Annotated in this window: 20 protein-coding genes; all 20 read left to right on the top strand. The window is 35.7% G+C overall.

Annotated features, from left to right (window positions below):
- Window position 1 precedes the first annotated feature (1 nt).
- Window positions 2–1,156 (top strand): glycosyltransferase, encoded by a 1,155-nt coding sequence (locus HR060_RS08585; RefSeq protein WP_174199888.1) that lies wholly within the window; start codon window positions 2–4, stop codon window positions 1,154–1,156.
- 17 nt (window positions 1,157–1,173) lie between these two features.
- Window positions 1,174–2,445, top strand: coding sequence for a glycosyltransferase family 4 protein (locus tag HR060_RS08580; protein WP_174199887.1), 1,272 nt, complete (start codon window positions 1,174–1,176; stop codon window positions 2,443–2,445).
- Window positions 2,442–3,593, top strand: coding sequence for a glycosyltransferase (locus tag HR060_RS08575; protein WP_174199886.1), 1,152 nt, complete (start codon window positions 2,442–2,444; stop codon window positions 3,591–3,593). Before HR060_RS08580 ends, HR060_RS08575 begins: the two co-directional genes overlap by 4 nt.
- 215 nt (window positions 3,594–3,808) lie before the next feature.
- Window positions 3,809–4,537: a glycosyltransferase family 2 protein gene (locus tag HR060_RS08570; RefSeq protein ID WP_246283124.1), complete on the top strand. Its 729-nt coding sequence runs from the start codon at window positions 3,809–3,811 to the stop codon at window positions 4,535–4,537.
- 2 nt (window positions 4,538–4,539) lie between these two features.
- On the top strand, window positions 4,540–4,878 hold the full coding sequence (locus tag HR060_RS08565) for a DUF2304 family protein (RefSeq protein WP_174199885.1): 339 nt from the start codon (window positions 4,540–4,542) through the stop codon (window positions 4,876–4,878).
- 146 nt (window positions 4,879–5,024) lie between these two features.
- Entirely contained in the window at window positions 5,025–5,420 is a 396-nt protein-coding gene (gene gspG / locus HR060_RS08560; protein WP_174199884.1) for a type II secretion system major pseudopilin GspG, read from the top strand.
- 5 nt (window positions 5,421–5,425) lie between these two features.
- A complete protein-coding gene (locus HR060_RS08555; RefSeq protein ID WP_425487457.1) occupies window positions 5,426–7,078 on the top strand; it encodes a GspE/PulE family protein in 1,653 nt (550 codons plus the stop codon).
- The gene (locus HR060_RS08550; RefSeq protein WP_174199882.1) at window positions 7,078–8,277 is read left to right on the top strand and encodes a type II secretion system F family protein; all 1,200 of its coding nucleotides are present in this window, start codon (window positions 7,078–7,080) and stop codon (window positions 8,275–8,277) included. The genes HR060_RS08555 and HR060_RS08550 overlap by 1 nt, the downstream gene beginning before the upstream one ends.
- Window positions 8,278–8,697, top strand: coding sequence for a type II secretion system protein (locus HR060_RS08545; RefSeq protein WP_174199881.1), 420 nt, complete (start codon window positions 8,278–8,280; stop codon window positions 8,695–8,697).
- Complete coding sequence (locus tag HR060_RS08540; RefSeq protein WP_174199880.1) at window positions 8,684–9,103, top strand: PulJ/GspJ family protein; 420 nt, start codon at window positions 8,684–8,686, stop codon at window positions 9,101–9,103. Before HR060_RS08545 ends, HR060_RS08540 begins: the two co-directional genes overlap by 14 nt.
- On the top strand, window positions 9,094–9,795 hold the full coding sequence (locus tag HR060_RS08535) for a pilus assembly FimT family protein (protein WP_174199879.1): 702 nt from the start codon (window positions 9,094–9,096) through the stop codon (window positions 9,793–9,795). The genes HR060_RS08540 and HR060_RS08535 overlap by 10 nt, the downstream gene beginning before the upstream one ends.
- The gene (locus HR060_RS08530) at window positions 9,792–10,652 is read left to right on the top strand and encodes a type II secretion system minor pseudopilin (protein WP_174199878.1); all 861 of its coding nucleotides are present in this window, start codon (window positions 9,792–9,794) and stop codon (window positions 10,650–10,652) included. Before HR060_RS08535 ends, HR060_RS08530 begins: the two co-directional genes overlap by 4 nt.
- Window positions 10,653–10,655: 3 nt before the next feature.
- Complete coding sequence (locus HR060_RS08525) at window positions 10,656–11,777, top strand: hypothetical protein (protein WP_174199877.1); 1,122 nt, start codon at window positions 10,656–10,658, stop codon at window positions 11,775–11,777.
- Window positions 11,770–12,327 carry a hypothetical protein gene (locus tag HR060_RS08520; RefSeq protein ID WP_174199876.1) on the top strand — a complete coding sequence of 186 codons (558 nt, stop codon included), beginning with the start codon at window positions 11,770–11,772 and terminating at the stop codon, window positions 12,325–12,327. Before HR060_RS08525 ends, HR060_RS08520 begins: the two co-directional genes overlap by 8 nt.
- The gene (locus HR060_RS08515) at window positions 12,328–12,855 is read left to right on the top strand and encodes a hypothetical protein (protein ID WP_174199875.1); all 528 of its coding nucleotides are present in this window, start codon (window positions 12,328–12,330) and stop codon (window positions 12,853–12,855) included.
- A 24-nt stretch (window positions 12,856–12,879) separates the two neighbouring features.
- Entirely contained in the window at window positions 12,880–14,913 is a 2,034-nt protein-coding gene (locus HR060_RS08510) for a secretin N-terminal domain-containing protein (protein ID WP_174199874.1), read from the top strand.
- 359 nt (window positions 14,914–15,272) lie between these two features.
- The gene (locus HR060_RS08505) at window positions 15,273–16,628 is read left to right on the top strand and encodes a hypothetical protein (RefSeq protein ID WP_174199873.1); all 1,356 of its coding nucleotides are present in this window, start codon (window positions 15,273–15,275) and stop codon (window positions 16,626–16,628) included.
- Between the two features lie 68 nt (window positions 16,629–16,696).
- Complete coding sequence (locus tag HR060_RS08500) at window positions 16,697–17,938, top strand: glycosyltransferase (protein ID WP_174199872.1); 1,242 nt, start codon at window positions 16,697–16,699, stop codon at window positions 17,936–17,938.
- A 4-nt stretch (window positions 17,939–17,942) separates the two neighbouring features.
- Window positions 17,943–18,638 carry a sulfotransferase family 2 domain-containing protein gene (locus HR060_RS08495; protein WP_174199871.1) on the top strand — a complete coding sequence of 232 codons (696 nt, stop codon included), beginning with the start codon at window positions 17,943–17,945 and terminating at the stop codon, window positions 18,636–18,638.
- Between the two features lie 26 nt (window positions 18,639–18,664).
- Window positions 18,665–19,417: a putative capsular polysaccharide synthesis family protein gene (locus HR060_RS08490; protein WP_174199870.1), complete on the top strand. Its 753-nt coding sequence runs from the start codon at window positions 18,665–18,667 to the stop codon at window positions 19,415–19,417.

Genomic DNA, 19,417 nt, shown 5'->3' with positions numbered 1-19,417 from the left:
TATGAAAATTGGTCTCTTAGTCGAACCTGATTTTTTAACGAAGCATGTTGGTGTTAGAAGTGTTATTTATACTATTTATTCTCAGCTTAAAACTTTTTCTGAAGTCTGCTTTATTTCAAACTTAGATGGTATGTGGTTTGAGATGCACATTCCTTATGAGATGATATTAAATAACAACTTTACCTCTTCTTGGTATATAGAGGGCAAGCCAGAACATATTCCAGAGGTGTATAATCGTGCTGGTGGTAAGAGACTTTACGAGACTAAATGTTCCTATAAGTGTTACTTCAGCCAGATAGGTAGTGATATATCAAGCTTGAATTTGGATTGGCTTTTCATAACTGCTCCCTGGGTTATTTCCCCTTCACTTCATATACCTAAGAACATAAAACTAGCTGGAATAGTACATGATTTAATACCAAATCGTTATGTTTTTGAGAAACGAGCAACTCAAAAACCATTTGAATTCGCTTATGAACATCATCTGGGTTATTATTTTTACGATCGAAATGTGGATATTGTATTCACAAACTCAGATTTTTCTAGGATTGAATTCTTAAAGTTTTATAATCATAAGAATGTCGTAACCCTCTCTCCTCTGACACCTAATAGCTTATATGAAAGAGACGATAATGAAAAAACTGCAAGGGTAGGAAGAAAAATAATTCTAGGTAACTTTTTAGATGAGCGTAAAGGACTTGGTATACTTAAAGAGCTTTTTTCTAAACCTAACATTTGTGATGAATTAGTATTGTATGGTGCTATACGTTGCCCTGTTGAAAAATTTTATAGTTTCTTCAAAACTATAAATATGGAATCAGTGCGATGGTACCCAGAAATATCTTCGAAACAACTGACTAGAGAATTTAAAAGCTCAAATTTATTTCTATTTCCGTCCCAGAATGAAGGATTGGGGCTACCTGTAATTGAAGCTCAATGTAATGGCGTTCCCGTCTTAACTGCACCATTTGGTTCTGTTAGAGAGGTCCAGCTTAATGATTCGCATACAATTTGCTGGGATGATATCGATCTTGTCATGGAAAAAGTTAAATCTACTTTTAGAGATAACCAACTACCTGAAACTATAGAAACTCTATCTAGGAGTACTTTCTCACATAAAAAACTGAGAGATAAGCTAATTAAACATTTATCTTAGAAAAGCAAGTAATTTTTATGAAATTAGTCGGCCATTATTGTGTTGCACTAACTTCAATTTCTATAACTAGTTTTTTAATTAATAAACGCAGTTTGATGCAAAAAATGGTAACCTTAATGAGGATAATTTTAGGCTGTGACCCTTTACTTCAGCCACTTACTGGCATTGGTAATTATACCAAGCAACTTTCATTGAACTTGTTGAAAAGTATTGAAGTGGAGGAGCTTTTTCTTTTTGCTCATGGTAAGTTTTTCCCAGAAATAAATTTGCTAGGTCCAGATATTGCCCTAAATAAGACAGTTTCGAAAAAGGGAAATTTTTTGCAGAGACTTAGAAAGAGCCTTGCAGCTTCTCCTTCAGCGGTTAAATGTTATCAATCAGTGATGCCTACTATTAACCGTATTGCTTTACGGGATTATTCGGATTGCATTTATCATTCACCTAACTTTGTGCTTCCCCCTTTTGATGGAAAAAAAGTTGTAACTGTACACGATCTTTCTACTATCAAATACCCAAATTTCCACCCGATAGCGAGAGTTAATTTTGTAAATAACGCTTTAGAAACCGTTTCTAAAGATGCTGATCACATTATAACTGTTAGTGATGTTGTCAAAAGAGAAATTATTGATACCTTGGGGGTAAATGAAGACAGAGTGTCTGCAGTTCCCCTTGGTGCCAGTATGCACTTTAAAGTCAGAACAGAGCGTGAAACCAAGGCCTTATTAAAAAGCTATAACCTAGAATATAAGAAATTTTTTCTATTTGTATCCACATTAGAACCAAGAAAAAACTTAGAAAATTTATTAGATGCTTTTGAAGCGTTTAAAGAGAGAACGAATTCTCCTATACCATTTGTACTTGTTGGAGGTAATGGTTGGAATAACTCAGCAATAGAAAAGCGTATTAACAAGCTTTCATCTAAAAGGTGGGTAAAACACTTAGGTTATCTACCCCAAACTGAAATACATCTCTTATATTCATCAGCTAAGGCTTTGCTATTCCCTTCAGTGTATGAAGGCTTCGGGCTTCCTGTTCTAGAGGCTATGCAATCAGGGACTCCTGTTTTGACTAGTCGGAAAACTTCTATGGACGAGATAACGAATGGAAGTGCAGTTTTAGTTGAGCATGACGATGTTGACGATATAACTGATGGGATAACTCGTCTTGCAATTGATGATGTTCTTTGCCAGCAATTAACTGAATCTGGGCTCATTAGAGCGAAAGAGTTTTCTTGGCAGAACTGTACACAGCAAACCATAGATTTATATAGTCGTCTAAAGAAGATATGAAAATTCTTCACCTTGGCAAATTTTGTCCAACTTTTATGGGCGGTATCGAAAACTTTATGTTTGATCTTATCAAAACTCAGCAGGCTATGGCCGATGAGGTTTCTGCCATTGTTCATCATCATGATACAAATAAAGTGACATGCTTTGAGCAGAATAAAAGAGGCTTGTTGTGTCGAGTTAAGAGTTTTGGTCAATTCGCTTATGCTCCGCTTTCACCTAGTTTTGGTTTAAATTTAGTAAAGATGGTTGAGCAAGTCAAACCTGATGTAATTCATATTCATATGCCTAACTTATCAGCCTTTTGGTGTTTGCTTTACCCTTCAATAAAAAAAATCCCTTGGGTCATTCATTGGCATGCAGATGTAATAGGCAGTGTGCCCGATTTTAAAATTAAAATGCTTTATCCATTTTATTCAGTTTTTGAAAAAGCTTTGTTAGCTCGAGCAAATGCGGTAATCGCAACATCACAAACCTATATGGAATCAAGTAGGCCTTTAGAAAATTTTAGAGAGAAAACTAAAATCATACCGTTAGGGATTACTGATGATCAGTGTAGTAATCGTTCGCATAGATTTTCGTCGGATAAAGATAATATCCTTAAGTTACTTATGGTAGGGCGTTTAACTTATTATAAAGGTCATAAGTATTTAATTGAAGCTGTCTCTGAACTTATCGCTAAAGGTTTTGTATTAGAATTAAACATTGTTGGCACGGGTGATCTTGAAGTCGATATAAAAAAACAAATAAATAATTTGAACTTGGAAAGTTCAGTTCACCTGCTGGGTAAGTTATCAAATGAAGAGCTAGGACAAACTTTAAGTGATGCTAACTTGGTTTGTCTACCTTCAATTGAACGTACAGAAGCCTTTGGCGTTGTTTTGATGGAGGCCGCTAGGGCTTCAAAAGCCTGTTTGGTTACCGATGTTGAAGGTAGTGGTATGTCATGGGTTATTCAAGATGGTGAAACTGGTAGTGTTGCTAAAGCAAACTCCGTGAATGCTCTAGTCGAAAAATTAGAAATTTATCTAAAAACTCCTGAATTGTTGCAAGAGCATGGTTGCGCAGCTAGAAAGCGATTCGATGAAACTTTTAAGATTAATCGAGTCGCTGAAAAAACAAAGTTGCTTTACGAGCAAATTTTATCCTGATTATATTCTCTGTGTTTATTCTATTTTAAGCGCTATGTAGCTGAATAACGATCTTTATTTGGGAGGGGTTAGAGGTACTGCATTAGGCATATTCATCGTTACCGTTGTAAGTAATAAAACTAGACAAAAACCTGTAGGAATATTATCAAGTAAGAAGTAATAAGCTATTGTATGTTTGCAGAACAAACATATACAATCATGTAAAAGCAGATAAATTGTTTTATTTTTTACTTATGGAATCTACCCTAGTTGTCATTCCTGCCCATAATGAAGAGGCAACTATTGAACATGTTATCGAAGACTTAAAACATCACGGTTTTCAGCGTATTTTAGTAGTTGATGATGCCAGTGATGATACAACGGCTCAACGAGTATTAAAACATGGAGTGTATCTACTCTCTCTCCCATATAACCTTGGAGCTTGGAAAGCTACGCAAGCTGGTATTCGTTATGCACATGATCAGGGTTTTGAAAATGTCATTACATTTGATGCTGATGGACAACATTTAGCTTCTTCACTATCTTCCTTATTGTCTGCACAAAAAGAACTACAAGTTGATATTGTTATTGGCTCTTGTCCAAAACGTGGCTCATTTGCTCGTCATGTTGCTTGGAGAGGGTTTCGCTTTATGTCGGGGATAAATGTTAAAGATTTAACTTCTGGTCTCAGGTTATACAATAAAGCCGCAATTTCTGTATTATGTAGTGAGGCAGCCACTTTACTGGAATATCAAGATGTAGGTGTATTGTTGATGTTACGTACATTTCGGTTAACAAAAACAGAAGTAGCAGTGGATATGAAGAAACGTGTTTCTGGGATTTCACGTATTTTCTATTCGTGGTGGGCTGTGGCTTATTATATGGCATACACTACTATGCTTTGTTTAAGTAAGGTAGCTAAAACCAATACTCATGAAAATATAAAATTACCAAACCGAGATTAATTGTGCACGACTTCCAAATATTTACTTCTGTTATTGTCTCTATTTTTTTTATAGTTGTTTTTGTGCTAATTCGCCGTGATGCTATTTTAATGGGAGCTGCCTTTAGGTGGTTTGCAATTGCTTTTATTACTCTAATACTAGGTTTTTTTCCCAGTATAACAGACATAGCTGCTGAAAGTTTAGGAATAGCCTACTCTCCAATTTTACCAGTCGTTCTTGCGTGCATGATACTTTTAATCAAATCACTTTTGGCCGATATAGAGAGGGCTAAGTCAAGAGTCAAAATGGACCGACTAGCACAACGAATGGCGATACTTGAATCAAAACTAAAGCAACAGTAATCGCCAGTCTATTTTGTTCTTATGTCGCCAGTTTTCTAAATCTCTTGTTAAACCTGTATTGCAGGCATATTAACCGTTTCAACTTTAAGCTATAAAGTTTGCTGTGGTAAACTCTAAAAAATTTCAAATTTACAAGGTTCTTAAATATGAATAAATATCGTGGCTTCACAATGATTGAGTTATTGATTGTCATTGTTATTCTGGGATTGCTCGCTTCTTTAGTCGCTCCTAAATTCTTTGGGAAATTAGGTACCGCAGAGCGCGGTATTGCAAAAACTCAGATGGCCGCATTTGAAACGGCACTTGATACTTATCGCCTTGATATGGGCTCTTATCCTGAAAACCTTACTGAGCTAAGGACTAGTAATAAGCCTCGCTGGGATGGTCCATATTTACCAAAAGAGTTACCGAAAGACCCTTGGGGAAATGATTATGTGTATAAATTCCCAGGTAATGATGGAGCACCATATACCTTAATGTCTTATGGTGCAGATGGACAAGTTGGTGGTGAAGATAATAATGCTGACATCTTGCACAAGTAATGCAAATGAAAGATTTACTTATCAATAACTTTTCTGTTTCTGAAGCAGACTATACGAGAGCTGAAAGTTTTCAAAGAAAATTTGGAGGCAGAATTGAGCAGATTTTGGTTAATATGGGAAGTTTACCAGACGACCAACTAAGTACTCTTTATTCCCAATTTTTATCACTGCCTCAGATTGATGTATCCGATTGGGAACAATTAAATGCTGAGCAGATTGAACTTTCTAAAAGTGATATAGACTTTTTAATTTCTCGAGGCTGGATTCCTTTGAACGTCGAAGGGAAAAAATTGTGTATTGCATGTAAATTCCCCCTAGATATTGAAGCTAATGACTTTTTAACAAAGATGGGGTTGGAGCCAATAATATTATTGGCAAGTGATACTGAAGTACAAACTTTAAGTTCAAAGTTCAATATAGGCTCTCAAGAAGTTGAAGATGAACAATTATTTGGAGATGAAGAAGAAAAGTTAAGGGAACTAGCGACTGAAGCACCAACTGTTAACCTTCTAAACTCATTGATTACACGTGCTTTAAGGCAGGGAGCATCTGATATGCACCTAGAGCCTTATAACGGCCGTTATCGAGCTCGATTTAGAGTCGATGGTGTTTTACACGAAGCTGAAACACTGGCTCCGCGGATGCAGTTACCAATTGTGACCAGGCTAAAAATACTTTCAGGAATGGATATTGCTGAAAAAAGAAGGCCACAAGATGGGAAAATTGAGATGAAAATCGCTAATCAGGAATTAGATATTCGTGTTTCATCTTTACCTCTAAATGATGGTGAATCAGTTGTTATGCGTTTTTTACGGAAAGATAACGTAAAGTACGATATGTCTGTTCTTGGGCTATCTGACGATATTGATTCTTTAATAAGGGAGGATATCAAAACGACAGCAGGTGTCGTTTTGTTAACAGGCCCAACCGGTTCGGGTAAAACGACCACCCTATATACGTTTCTAAATGCTCTTAATAACGATGATGTAAAGATCATTACTTTAGAAGACCCTGTAGAATATCAGTTAGAAGGGATAAACCAAGTGCAAGTTAATAGTGACATTGGTTTTGATTTTTCTGCCGGTTTGAGGAGTATAGTCCGTCAAGACCCAGACATAATAATGCTTGGTGAGATCAGAGACAAAGAGACGGCTCAAATAGCGCTTCAATCTGCATTAACTGGGCATCTAGTTTTCTCCACTGTTCATACTAACGATGCTGCTAGTGCATATACTCGATTAATTGATTTAGGGGTTGAAGAGTTTTTATTAAATGCTGCACTGGTCTCTATTGTCGCTCAACGTCTAGCGAGAAAAGTTTGTCCTCATTGTGTTGCTGATGAACCTAACGAGCAGGAGCTTACTGCGAAATATCGATTAGATGACCTTGCGGCTCGATTTGGTTTAGAAAAAATTAACCTAGTCCGCGGAAAAGGTTGTGAAAGCTGCGGGATGACTGGCTACAAAGGGCGAATGGCTGTCACTGAATATCTACGTTGTGATGATCAAATAAAGGCTATGCCCAAAGATTCAGACTTTATTCCACAAGCAAAATCGCATAACAAGCAATTGAATCGCCGTACATTGGTTGAGGATGGCTTATATAAGGCTATGCTAGGATTGACTACAATTGATGAAGTTTTGAGAGTTGCTGGCTAGTGAATACATTCCAATATCAAGCTTTCGATAAATCGGGAGCTAAAATAGATGGTCAAGTTGAGGCAAGTGATGGCGATGAAGCTTATAGAAAAATCGCTGCACAAGGGTTGTTTCCAGAGGAAATCAAAGAGTTAAAAGTAGGTGCTAAATCTTTTCATCTTTCGAAAAAAGTCTCTCTATCTGATCTTGAATTTCTTACCGCAGAATTGAGTTTATTACTTGAGTCAGGAGTTCGAATTGATAGAGGAATCGATATTATAAAAAGAACTAAAGCTAAACCTGCATTGGCTCTGTTACTTAACGACTTAAGTGCTCAACTAAAAAAAGGGAAAAGCTTATCTGCTGCAGTAAAAGAGCATGACTCTATTTTCGATTCTCTTTATGTGAACCTAATTGAGTTGGGAGAAGCATCTGGCAATTTAAGTGATATATTTAAAGACCTCGCTGCTGATCTGAAGTTTAAAAGAGACCTCAGGGGTAAAATAATAGGCTCTTTGACTTATCCTATTGTGATTTTCTTTGTTTGTATTTTGAGTATTTTTTTCATATTTAATTTTATTATACCCAAAATGGCGGGTATGTTCGGTTCGTCAAACTCAATCCCTTGGTATACTCAGCTAATGTTGGATTTAAGTAGTTGGATGACTCAATACCAATCGTTGCTTGTTGTTTTCTTTTTCCTATTTATTTGTGCCGCTTTTACTCTTTTTAAAAGGCCATCTGTCCAGTTATATTGGCAAAAAATAAGCCTAAATATCCCCATTGTTAAAAGTGCAATTATTACAATTGAGCGTATAAGATTTAATAGCGGCTTAGCTATGATGGTTAAAGCGGGTGTTGCTATTGACAAGGCATTGGAATTATCAGTAGGCAATATTAATAACTATCTACTCAGAAGAGAGATGGAAATCGCCAAAAATAAAGTTAAGAGGGGTAGTGCACTAACCCCAGCATTGCAACAAACGTCTATATACCCAGCATTCTTTATTTCGTTATTGGAGGTTGGAGAAGAATCTGGAAATTTGGAACGTGTTTTTGATGAAATTGCCAAACGTTCTCGTCAAGAGTTTGAGGCTTGGACACAAAAAATGACCACATTAATCGAACCTCTTATGATTTTATTTATGGGGGGATTTGTTGGAGGAATAGTTGTTACTATGCTTTTGAGTATGGTTTCATTGAATGATGTCGGGTTCTAGATGAATAGACCAAGAGGTTTCACTCTTATCGAACTATTAGTGGTATTGGCTATTTTAAGCCTTTTAATGTCAATTGTTGGGCCATTGACCATTCAACAAGTTGATAAAATGAAAGCTAAAGAGGAATTACAAACTCTTTCGAGGTGGTTAGATGCCAGGCAATATCAGATGTTTGCAAGGGGATATGAAGGTTTGGTTACCTTTGACTCTAGAAAAGTGCTTTTACAGAGAGCAATAAAAGATAACGATTTATTAAAACTTAAAAATGAAGCTTATTTAGAACTTGATTTAATATCGTTTCCTAAACAGCAGATAAAAATAAGCCCTTTTGGTTTTACAGAATACACAGAAATTGATTATGTCCTTTTGGGGAAAAGGAATATCTTAACGGTAGGTGAGAAATACCATGCACCAAAATAATGGCTTTACACTCGTTGAAGTGTTAGTAGCTGCAGCAATTCTTTTCTCAACAATAGCAACCGTTAGCGTAATATATAGCTCTGCTTTATTATCCTCAGATAAAGCATCGAAAACGGTTGATTCCCTTATCACTGTAAAACCTGTGATTTACCTTATTAAAGAACAGCTTCAGCAAAGCAGCAAAAAAAGTACTGAACAACATGAAGGTAAAGGAGATATTTGGGGGTATAAATATTCTTGGGTTGCTAAATTGACCGCATTTAAAGCTCCGACTGATAAGTTTAATTCTGATACTGGAGCATATGATAAGCACCCCAAGCGTTTCAAATTATGGTCTGTGCAGTTAACTATTACCAACACGAGTACGACAAAAGTATTCGAATATGAAGAGTTAACATGGCTTTAAAAAGGCAAGATAAAGGTTTTACCCTCGTCGAATTACTCATTGTAAGTTCTATTTTATCTATGCTTTTACTCGTGGGTAGTTATTCTTACAGTCTCTTTGCTCAACGGTGGAACAAAGAGCTTGGTAGCTTTAATCAAAATAATCAATTAATGATTAATCTTGCTAGATTTCAAACCTTATTAAATAATCAACAATATAACGTTGTATTTAGAGATGATGCCGAACCAGGTTTCTTTTTTGTAGGGAACTCCAATTCTATTTTATCGATAACTAATCAAGGGTTATTTAACCAGAAATTTGCAGAGGCTTTCAGACTTACTTTAGTTAAAAATAATAGGCAAAAGCTAGATTTAGTATATCAATCTGCCCCCCTAGATAAATTAGCCTTATCCAAGGCAAGTACTGAATTAGTATTTCAGTATGAATTCAAGCTATTGACAGACTTAGATGACGCATCCTTTGAATATTACGGTTTTGAAAGCTTCGAACAAAAGTCAATATCAAATAGGCCAAATGTATTTCTTAAACCGAAGTGGTTCTCTCAATATTCTGGGCTTGACAGCCAACTATTTCCCGAGAAAATAAAATTCAGTTTTATACATAGCGGTCGCAAAATCGAATATTATTTTTCCATGATAACAAATAGCGAAGAGCTACTTTCCGATTATTTTCCTGAGGAACCTGAGCAATGAAACAGAAAGGTGTTGCACTGATTCAAGTTCTTATTATTACAGCTATTTTGTCAATTATTGCTCTTTTTATGACTAAGTCAGCTAAGCAGCAAGTACAGATAGCTCAATGGGGGCTGGATAAAACGGAAGCTTTTCTGGAAGGGTATAGCGTTGAAAACAAAATTATATTTGAATTGTTGACTAATAATCTAGACTCTTTAGCTCAAAGTGGCATATCTACAAATAAAGATTGGAATCTTTATGGAAAGGCTTTCAAAGTAGGCCAATATAGCACAGTTAGTATTCAAGATAATGCTGGCTTATTGAATTTACAGTACCCGAACCCTGAACTTTTCAAAGCTCAGCTCAGATCACTTGGTTTAAACCCTGCAGAGCAGGGGCTCATCTTATCAGTATTGTTAGACTGGCAAGATGGTGATAGACTGCCGCGAAATAATGGTAGCGAAAGAGCATATTTCAGAAATGCTCCAATGCTTGACAAACGAGAGTGGTATATTCACAACAGCCTAAGTGAAGAGATGCTTGATAGAGTTATTGATAACTTCACAATACCAGGTTTATCTTATATTAATTTTATGAATAGCCCTGAGTCAGTTCTCAAAGTTCACTTCTCGCCTCAAGTTGTTTCGCGAATAATAAAAGCTAGGGAAGCAAAAGAGCTAACCAGAAGAAGAATGAAAGAAATTACTAATATCGTAGAAGATGAAGACGTGTTTTTTACTTCCTCAGATCAGTATCAAATCTCTATTAATGTGGATTTTCATCAAAGTAGCTATCGCAGGTCCATGCTAATTGATCTTGAACCATATGTATTAAATTCTCCCCCTTACTCTGTGTTTTCATCAACAGGTGGGTAACTAGTGCAAAAAGAAAAACTGGTCAGTAAAATTCTTGTTACTTGTGCTTGTTATTATAAGGGTGGCGTTTTTTACCACTTTGAAGAGTCTAACGGCACTGTAAAATTGGTTAAGGGAAATTCCAGTAACCAAAAACCTAGTAACCAAAAACCTATATGTATTTTAGGAAGAGAATATTATCGCGAAGTTGTTAAAAATTACCCTGTAGATGACCCTAAATCTTTAAGCAAACTATTAAAACTTGAGTTTTCCAACAACACTAACATCTCTCATATCATAACCAATAAAGATCAGGGGAGTTCGTTGGTAAATGTATGGGATTTTGAAGAAAGTGGGCTTGATAAAATTATTTTATTACCAGAGTCATTTCTGCTAGGGAAACAACTCAATAACGGTGATGTACTTTTGTTAAGTGCTTTTGAGCAAGATGTTTTTATCACCAATAGTCAAAAGGCAACACATTCTGGTATTGCTAATAGTCTTATATCGTCGGTTTCACGTTTTACCTCTTCTGTTGGTGTTTCATTAGGAAAAAAAATTGATTTAAAGGAAGAGTCTTTGGTGCCTGCTTTTGCTAAAGGTCTCAGTCTTTGTTCAATCAAAGAGCTTTTAAGCTTTTCCAGAATTAGCGTTTCAAAATCGGATTATCCGCATATTTTCAAAGCTCTAGGTGTACCTTCAGTTTTGGTCTTAAGCTTATATTTGATGATGAGCTCTGCTTATGTTGCTTATCAATCCAGTCAGCTTACAACCAAAAACGCAAGTCAAAATGAGCAAATATCTTTAGCTTTCAGTCTGCAAGACAAATATAGTAATACTTATTCTCAGCTTGATAAGCTAGAGCTTTTTACACAGTCACAAAAAAGTAAATCTGAAGTGTGGCTTGTTTTAGCTATGTTATATGAGCATGCTGAGATCTCATCTTTAAGATATCAGAATGAACGTTTTGTGATTTTAGGAAAAGCAGCAAAAGCTACTGATTTTCTCTCTAGGCTTTCTAATATCCCTGGTATCTATGATGCTAAGTTTGATTTTCCAACTAGGAAAAGTAAAAAAACAGAAAGCTTTAATATCAGTTTTTTAATTCAGCCTGAAGTTTTAGGCAGGAGTGAAGGCAATGGCTGAATTGAAAAAATATGAAGGCTTACTCTATGTATTATTAGCACTTTTATTTCTCAAATTTGTTTATGTCCCTGTAATAGAGTGGCAAGATAGACTAATTGCTAAAAACTACCTCGAACAAAAAAAGATAATTAAGTCTCAGTTTGCTATTGATAACCAAGCATTAATTGTAGCCTCACTGGATAAAATGCAGCAAAAGCGTGAAGTACTTACTGAATTACTATTTGATTTCAAAAAGGATAATGTATTCCAACTGGAGCAGCAACAATGGTTAGAACAAGTTTTTGAAAAACATGAAGTTGAGATTTCTAACCTTGGTTGGCAAGCGTCTGAAAGTATTCAACGATGGAATGTCATACAGCACCAGGTAGATATACGATTTAAAGGGAAAGTAATAGATGTAAAAAAAATACATCTATTGATAAATAGCCAATCAAAGTGGGTTGACCTTTCTGAATTTAACTTTAGATTTTCCAAGAAGAGGAAGAGCAACCTCGGTCAGATTACCGGACGAATGACTTTGTATTTTTATACTCAGGAGCAGGACAAGTAGATGTTTATATTAAAAATGATTGTCTGCTTTTTGTCGCTCGTTTACGTCGTTACCGATGCGATAGAGCGTTTTGACTCAGATGAAAGTCTAGGTGTAAAAGACAGCGAGCTGGCTAGTTGGAAAAGTACTGATTTAAACAAACCACAAATATCACCCGAGCTACAAAAAACAATTGAGAAAGCTTATGCGGGTTATCTACCTGAAAAACTTGTTACCAAAAATAAACAAAATAATTCTAAGGGTGAGAGTGCTCCATCGGAAGCTGAATTGGCCACCGGAGAGGTTTTAGACTTGCTCGATGGTCGTTGGCTTTTCCATTTGCTGGCCATTGTTAAAGATGAAAAAAATAAAAACTTTGCTGTTTTAAAAGCAAAAAATATAGAAACAGGAAAAAGCGAGATAAAAAAACTGCATAGCGGAAAAAAGCTATCCGATTACAAAATGGAAATTGTTAGCACTAAAGCAATTCGCTTCAGTCATCAAAAAAAGGCTCATTCAGTAGAATTAGCTATGTTCAAGTTAAACTAAAACAGTCAGAAAAAAAGGCTTGTTGTGAAAATCAAATATACCATTGTAAGTTTAGTTGTTACATTCATGTTATCTGCATGTGCTACTCATGATCCAACTTTGAAAGCAGATAAATCATATTTAAGTAGCGAACACTTACCTAAATCGATTGAAAAAGATAAATCTATTGGCTCAGAAGCAGAAGGAGCTGGAGTTAGCGTAACCGGTGATGTTGAATACTTAAAGCCTCTTATGTTCAAGCATGAGGAGCAAAGTAGTACTTTAGTCGAATCTAATTTTAGTGATAATAAAATGGTTCAACTATCTTCAGAAGAATTACCATTAAATAAATTCATTCACTATGTCATGGGTGAAATCTTAATGGTCAATTACATTCTTGGCAAAGATGTAAAAAAAGACAAGGCTTTACTTACGTTAAATATTCAAACGGCAGTTTCTCACAAAAAGTTATATTCTTTATTTGAAGACTTATTGTCTGAGAGAAACTACATGGTGCACTTCAATGATGGCATTTATTACATTAACAAAAAAGAAACGGCAAAAGGCAAAGCAAATGTAGTTTTTGGTTTTGGTAATAAAGTCAAAGATGTACCTGTTACGACTCAACAAATTTGGCAAATGGTACCTTTTGATTATGGCTTTAATGGTCAGCTGCAGATGTCACTTAGCCAACTTGCTAAAGTTCAAGTATTTCCTGATGCAAAACAAAATATGTTTGTTTTGCGAGGGAAAAGAAGAGAGATAATAAAAGCTGTAGAGTTTATACGTTTAGTTGATAAACCTAAATTATCTAGTAGAGATATAGCTCTTTACAAGTCTATTTATGTTGATACTGAGACATTAATCGAACGATTAGGAGTATTGCTTCAACAAGAAGGTATCTCTGTTGGTGTGGATAAGAATACAAACTCTGCCTTATCGATTGTCCCTTTACCAAATATCGGTGCATTAACGCTTTTTGCAAATAAAGAAGATGTTATCCAGCGTGCTCTTTTCTGGATAAAAACAATCGACCAACCTGAGGAAGGTGATGAAATTCAATATTTTATCTATCAGCCTCAATTTTCAAGAGCCGCAGATCTAGGCGACAGCTTGGAGGCCTTAATCGGCGCTCAACCCAGACTGGATTCAACAACAAGTGCTAATTCTCAAAATAACCAAAAGAATTCAAGGGCAGCTTCTAGGGCGACTGGGCTTATAAACTCCAATGTCGGGTTAGTTGTTGATGAAAGAGCGAATAGCTTAATTTTTCAGACGACAGGTGAAGAATACAAGAAGCTTCGCCCTCTTATTAAGCGATTGGACATTATGCCCAAGCAAATCATTCTAGAAGTGCTTATTGCCGAAGTAAAACTAACAGAAGAGTTCAAACAGGGCGTAGAGTTTGGGCTTACTAACTCGGGGGCTGATATAATTGGTGGTTATGACTTAACCAGTGGTACAGGCGGTTTGTCCTATATACTTACCGGTACTAAAGGTAGTATTGATGTAAACCTTTTCCAAAAAAATCAGAATGTAAATGTTTTATCTCGGCCAAGCCTACTTGTCAGAGATGGTGTAGAGGCAACGATCACTGTAGGTGACGATATACCAACTGTGGGTGAAATATTATCTGATCCTGTGAGTGGCAATAGACAGTCTGTGGTTTACAGAAAAACGGGTGTAGATTTATCGGTTACACCTACTATTAATGCGCAAGGTGTCGTAATAATGGAGATTAGTCAAAAAATAAGTAACCAAGCTCCTGGTGATGACTCTGTTGCAGGTTCGCCAATAATCTTTGAAAGAAATATTAGCACTGAGGTCGTTGCTGATAGTGGGCAAACAATTATCTTAGGTGGTCTTATCGCTGAAGATAGAACGGTAAGTGACACTGGCGTTCCTGGCTTATCAGAGATACCTTTGCTAGGTGGCTTATTTGAATCCTCATCTGATGTAAATACTAAAACAGAGTTGATTATTTTAGTAACACCAAAAGTTGTCGAAGAGAGTGCTGAATGGCAACACATTAAACAAGAGCTTTATCAAGGTTTAAGCCAAATTGAAGTCGCTTATTAATACTTTATTGGGTTTATAAATTTAATATTAATTTAAATTTAATATTAAATTAAAAGTCTTAGGCTAGGATAAATTCACGTCTATAAATATTTAAAAAAATAGATTAAACAACAAATTGTGTAAGTATTTGGCTAATTAAGTTAGTAATTGAGCTTTAAGCCTGATTACTATAACAAAATTCTAAATTTTATGAGTTGACAAGGGTTTAACCTCTTCATAGAATTGGGATAGCTTTAAATTCAAACACCTAGGTTTTATTGCCTCGGTACCAGAGTCAATAAGTCAAATCTGGATTTGAAGTTAAAGAAAACTTTGGGGGTAGACTCCTCCGTTTCATGAAACATATAGGAAATAAAAAGATGTTTAAAAAGTCTCTAATCACACTTGCATTAGCAGGTGCTGCATTAACTGCAAACGCGGCTACAACAATTGAACCATTCTCTGGTGGTGCTGCAGAAGCTACTCCAGAAGCTTTATCTAACCAAGGTATCCCGGCTACAGGCGCTGTAACAGTGTTTGATGGTGGTTCTACTGATATCGTTAAGTTAACTTTAGCTGAGTCAGATGATTCTGTAATTGAGCCAAATGCTAAGTTAGTAGTTAACATCACTGGTGGTTTCTTCGCAGATGATGACGCATCTACTGCTACAACTGTAACTGGTGGTGTATTAACTGCTAATGCTGGTGAAAGTACTTCAACTAAGTTAGTTTTTGACTTATCTGGTACTTGGGACGTTGTTGCTGATACTAACGATGAGATCCACTTATTAGACTTAAACTTAATCGTTACTGGTGATGAAGTTAAATTTGATTCTGTATTCTTAACTGAATCAGGTGTTGAGGTTTCTTCTACTGTTGGTGCTGCTGCTGTTGTTGCAACTAAAGCTGACCAATGGACTGCTGCAATCAAAAAAGACAGCTCTTTAGATGCTAAAATTGACGTTGCTAACGACCGCGAAACATTCGTTGGTACAACAGATGCTGAAAAGACTACTGATACTTTAACAGTTGAAACTGCTACTGTTTCTGCTGGTGGTACTGCTACAGATGTAACTGTTACTCTTAAAGGTGATTTCTCAGCTGTTGCATCAATCACTGGTAAAACAGGTTCAGAAACTGCTGTTGCATATGCAATTGACGAAGATGACAAAGATGAAGCAACTTTCACTTACACTACTTCAACTACAACAACTGCAGACGAGTTTTTAACTACTTCTAACGACACTGTTTACACTTTAACGTTAAACACTGATGAAGATAAAGTTGTTGCTGTTGACCCAACTTCTTTCACATTAGACGTTGACGTTGAGTACACAGATGCAGAAGGTCAAGATGGCGAGTTAGCTCTTATTGATGCTACAGCTGCTGGTGCTTGGTCATTAAACGGTGAAACTGATACTATCAACTACATGCCATTTGGTCCTAACACTCAAATGATCATCCAAGCTATCAGCAAATTCGATGAAGATGCAAATGTTTCAATCACTTATGTAAATGAAGCTGGTGAAACTGTAACTTTAGAAAACATCGCTACAGTTGCAGCTAATGGTATCACTAAGTTAGGTGGCATCATCTCTAACGCTATCATTGCTGATTCAGGTGAAGAGTCTGGTAAGACTACAATCACTGTAACAATCGATGCTCCAGCTGATGACATTCAGTTATTCAAAGCATTCAAAGATACAGCTGACAAAGACCGTTTAGGTACTTACTAAGAATTAGTTAATTAAACTATTTCCGAAAAAAGCGAGCATTGCTCGCTTTTTTTTTTTGATCAAATTTAATGAAAATAGCTTTTTTAGTTGATGAGTTTCCGTGCCTCTCTCAGACATTTGTTTTAAATCAAGTTCAAGGCATTGCGCACCTGGGAGCTGACGTTGATGTACTGGCTTTAGCGAAGGGGAAGTTATCGAATGAAGCTGAGTCTGAACTCAATTGTAGCGGCAATATAAACGTTATTTACCTCACTAAAAACTTTAAGAAAAATAGGCTAATCAAGCGTAGCTTATTTTTGTTAAAGCCTTTTTTTTCTAAACCCATTCTATTGCTAAAAAGCCTGAAGAGTATTTTTGGTAATTATGGTATTCAGGGTAAAAGCTTGTTGTTATCAGAAATAATCGTTAGCTTAAATTCAAAGGCTGATTATGATGTGATCATTTGTCATTTCGCGCATAATGGCTTTTTAGCTGAAAAGCTAAGACGATTAAAAATACTTGAAGGCAAAATTATCACTTTCTTTCATGGTTATGATGTTTCTTCAAAAGCATATCAATTGCAAAACCAAAAAAATTATCGAAGCCTTTTTCAAAACGGTGATGTATTTTTACCTATTAGTAACTTATGGCATGATGAATTGATATCTAAAGGAGCTACACCTCAAAAAGTGCATACCCATAGGATGGGAATAGAGCTTAATAAGTTTAAGTTTTCACCGCGAACTTATAACCCAGGCAAAAAGTTTAAACTTTTCTCTGTTGGCCGATTATGTGAAAAAAAAGGTCACGAATACTTAATTAAAGCATTTGCACTGTTACCCAATAGGCATCAGTTCAGTATAGAGATAGCTGGAACTGGAGAGTTAGCTGATAAATTAAAGTCATTAATAATTGAACTCGGATTAGAGGATGAAGTTAAATTGTTAGGCGCTACCTCTCATAATCAAGTCATTAAAAAACTATATGAGTGTAACCTGTTTATTTTACCTAGCATTACTGCAAAAAATGGTGATATGGAAGGTATACCCGTTGCTTTAATGGAAGCAATGGCAATTGGTCGATTATGCATATCAACTAAACATAGCGGTATACCTGAGCTGATAACTGAAAATAAAGAGGGATTGCTAGTAAAAGAAAAAGATATAAACGGTCTTAGAGATTCTATCTTATGGGCGTTCAATAACCTTGATCAGGTAGGCGAGATAATTATAAACGCTAGACACAAAGTAGATAATATAGCTGATATTCAAAAATTAAATGAATCACTTTTAAATCGTATAGTGTCATTGATAACAATAAATAAATTTTAAATTTATGATTTCTTCCGATCACCGTTCTTTATTTATTCATATTCCCAAAACTGCTGGGCAAAGTGTTGAAAGTGCATTTTTGTCCGACTTAGGTCTAGCTTGGGAGCAGAGGTCTAAGCTATTGTTAAAACCCAATAATGATCAAAAGCTAGGCCCTCCAAGGTTAGCCCATTTGACTGCAAGTGAGTATATCGACCTTGGCTATATAGATGAGACTCGGTTTAATAGTTACTTTAAGTTTTGTTTTGTAAGAAATCCATGGTCAAGATTAGCGTCTGAATATTTATATAGAAAAGGGCATGGAGATGCCGCTTACCAAGGCACTTTAGATGACTTTATATTTAAATTCTTTCCAAAGCCTGTTGATGATAATCATCACACAAATAAAGATTACTATCGTCATGTGATCCCACAGGTGGACTTTATTTATCAGGGAGACAAACTGTGTGTAGATTTTGTCGGGCGGTTTGAGAGGCTAGATGAAGACTTCTCATTCATCGCAAACAAGTTAAACCTGCAATCGAAATTACTACCTCATAAAAACGCCACAGATAGAAAATGGCTGAGACTGTTAAAGTCTTTAGTTCTTCGAAAAAAAGATTACCGGACACTTTATACAGATCGAAGTGCTGAATGGGTAGCGAAATACTATGCATCAGATATAAAGAAATTTAACTATTGTTTTGAGGAGCTTAATTAGTGAAAGACTATTTCAAGGGAGAGTTCTTGAAGTTAAAGCAAATTCTTGACCCTGAAACTATATTTATTTATCAAATGGGAAAGGTGGGTTCTACTTCACTAGAGCTTGGCATTAACAAGTCTTTCCATGTTCATTGCTTTTATCTTGCAAACCATACATGCCCAGCCAGAATTAAAGTAAATCAGATTGGTCTTAAAAACCGCTTAAAAAGATGTTCAGATAGCCTATTTAGATTTTTACAAAGAACTCTTTTTAAAGTAAAAGCGAATAAAAAAATAATTACTTTAGTCCGTAATCCAGTTGAAAGAAATATGTCTATGTTCTTTCATGACATAGATGCATATTTGTTTATGGCTCACACGAATTTTTTAAATACAAGAAAACAGTTGCTTCCAACGAGAAATCAGAGCTCCACTATTTTGGAAGATGTGTTTACGAATGAATTTGATCATAATTACCCTCTTTGTTGGTTTGATAACGAGTTTTACAAAACAACTGGGATCAATATTTATTCTTATCGTTTTGATAAAAAGGTTGGCTATATAGAGTTAGAGGAGAGGGGGCATCGCGTTATTTGTTTAGCTCAGGAAACGCTAAATAAAAATTTGGATAAAATTGAAAGCTTTTTAGACTGTTCTATTAATATTTCCGAGCATAATTCTGCTGATATGAAATGGTATGCTGATATTTATCACAAATTTAAAACTGAGTTTGAAATTCCAGCTTATATAAAATATAAGCTTGAGAATAGTAAGTTCTATCAACATTTTTATCAGTGA

It is taken from the genome of Marinifaba aquimaris (assembly GCF_013328345.1).
GTDB classification, from domain to species: Bacteria; Pseudomonadota; Gammaproteobacteria; order Enterobacterales; family Alteromonadaceae; genus Marinifaba; species Marinifaba aquimaris.
This window is presented reverse-complemented; position numbering and strand designations above follow the sequence as displayed.

What these genes read in the sequence shown, in the direction of transcription:
- HR060_RS08585 (WP_174199888.1), top strand. Translation starts at nt 2, where the DNA reads ATGAAAATTGGTCTCTTAGTCGAACCTGATTTTTTAACGAAGCATGTT.
- HR060_RS08580 (WP_174199887.1), top strand. Translation starts at nt 1,174, where the DNA reads ATGAAATTAGTCGGCCATTATTGTGTTGCACTAACTTCAATTTCTATA.
- HR060_RS08575 (WP_174199886.1), top strand. Translation starts at nt 2,442, where the DNA reads ATGAAAATTCTTCACCTTGGCAAATTTTGTCCAACTTTTATGGGCGGT.
- gspG (WP_174199884.1), top strand. Translation starts at nt 5,025, where the DNA reads ATGAATAAATATCGTGGCTTCACAATGATTGAGTTATTGATTGTCATT.
- HR060_RS08555 (WP_425487457.1), top strand. Translation starts at nt 5,426, where the DNA reads ATGAAAGATTTACTTATCAATAACTTTTCTGTTTCTGAAGCAGACTAT.
- HR060_RS08545 (WP_174199881.1), top strand. Translation starts at nt 8,278, where the DNA reads ATGAATAGACCAAGAGGTTTCACTCTTATCGAACTATTAGTGGTATTG.
- HR060_RS08540 (WP_174199880.1), top strand. Translation starts at nt 8,684, where the DNA reads ATGCACCAAAATAATGGCTTTACACTCGTTGAAGTGTTAGTAGCTGCA.
- HR060_RS08535 (WP_174199879.1), top strand. Translation starts at nt 9,094, where the DNA reads ATGGCTTTAAAAAGGCAAGATAAAGGTTTTACCCTCGTCGAATTACTC.
- HR060_RS08530 (WP_174199878.1), top strand. Translation starts at nt 9,792, where the DNA reads ATGAAACAGAAAGGTGTTGCACTGATTCAAGTTCTTATTATTACAGCT.
- HR060_RS08520 (WP_174199876.1), top strand. Translation starts at nt 11,770, where the DNA reads ATGGCTGAATTGAAAAAATATGAAGGCTTACTCTATGTATTATTAGCA.
- HR060_RS08515 (WP_174199875.1), top strand. Translation starts at nt 12,328, where the DNA reads ATGTTTATATTAAAAATGATTGTCTGCTTTTTGTCGCTCGTTTACGTC.
- HR060_RS08505 (WP_174199873.1), top strand. Translation starts at nt 15,273, where the DNA reads ATGTTTAAAAAGTCTCTAATCACACTTGCATTAGCAGGTGCTGCATTA.
- HR060_RS08500 (WP_174199872.1), top strand. Translation starts at nt 16,697, where the DNA reads ATGAAAATAGCTTTTTTAGTTGATGAGTTTCCGTGCCTCTCTCAGACA.
- HR060_RS08495 (WP_174199871.1), top strand. Translation starts at nt 17,943, where the DNA reads ATGATTTCTTCCGATCACCGTTCTTTATTTATTCATATTCCCAAAACT.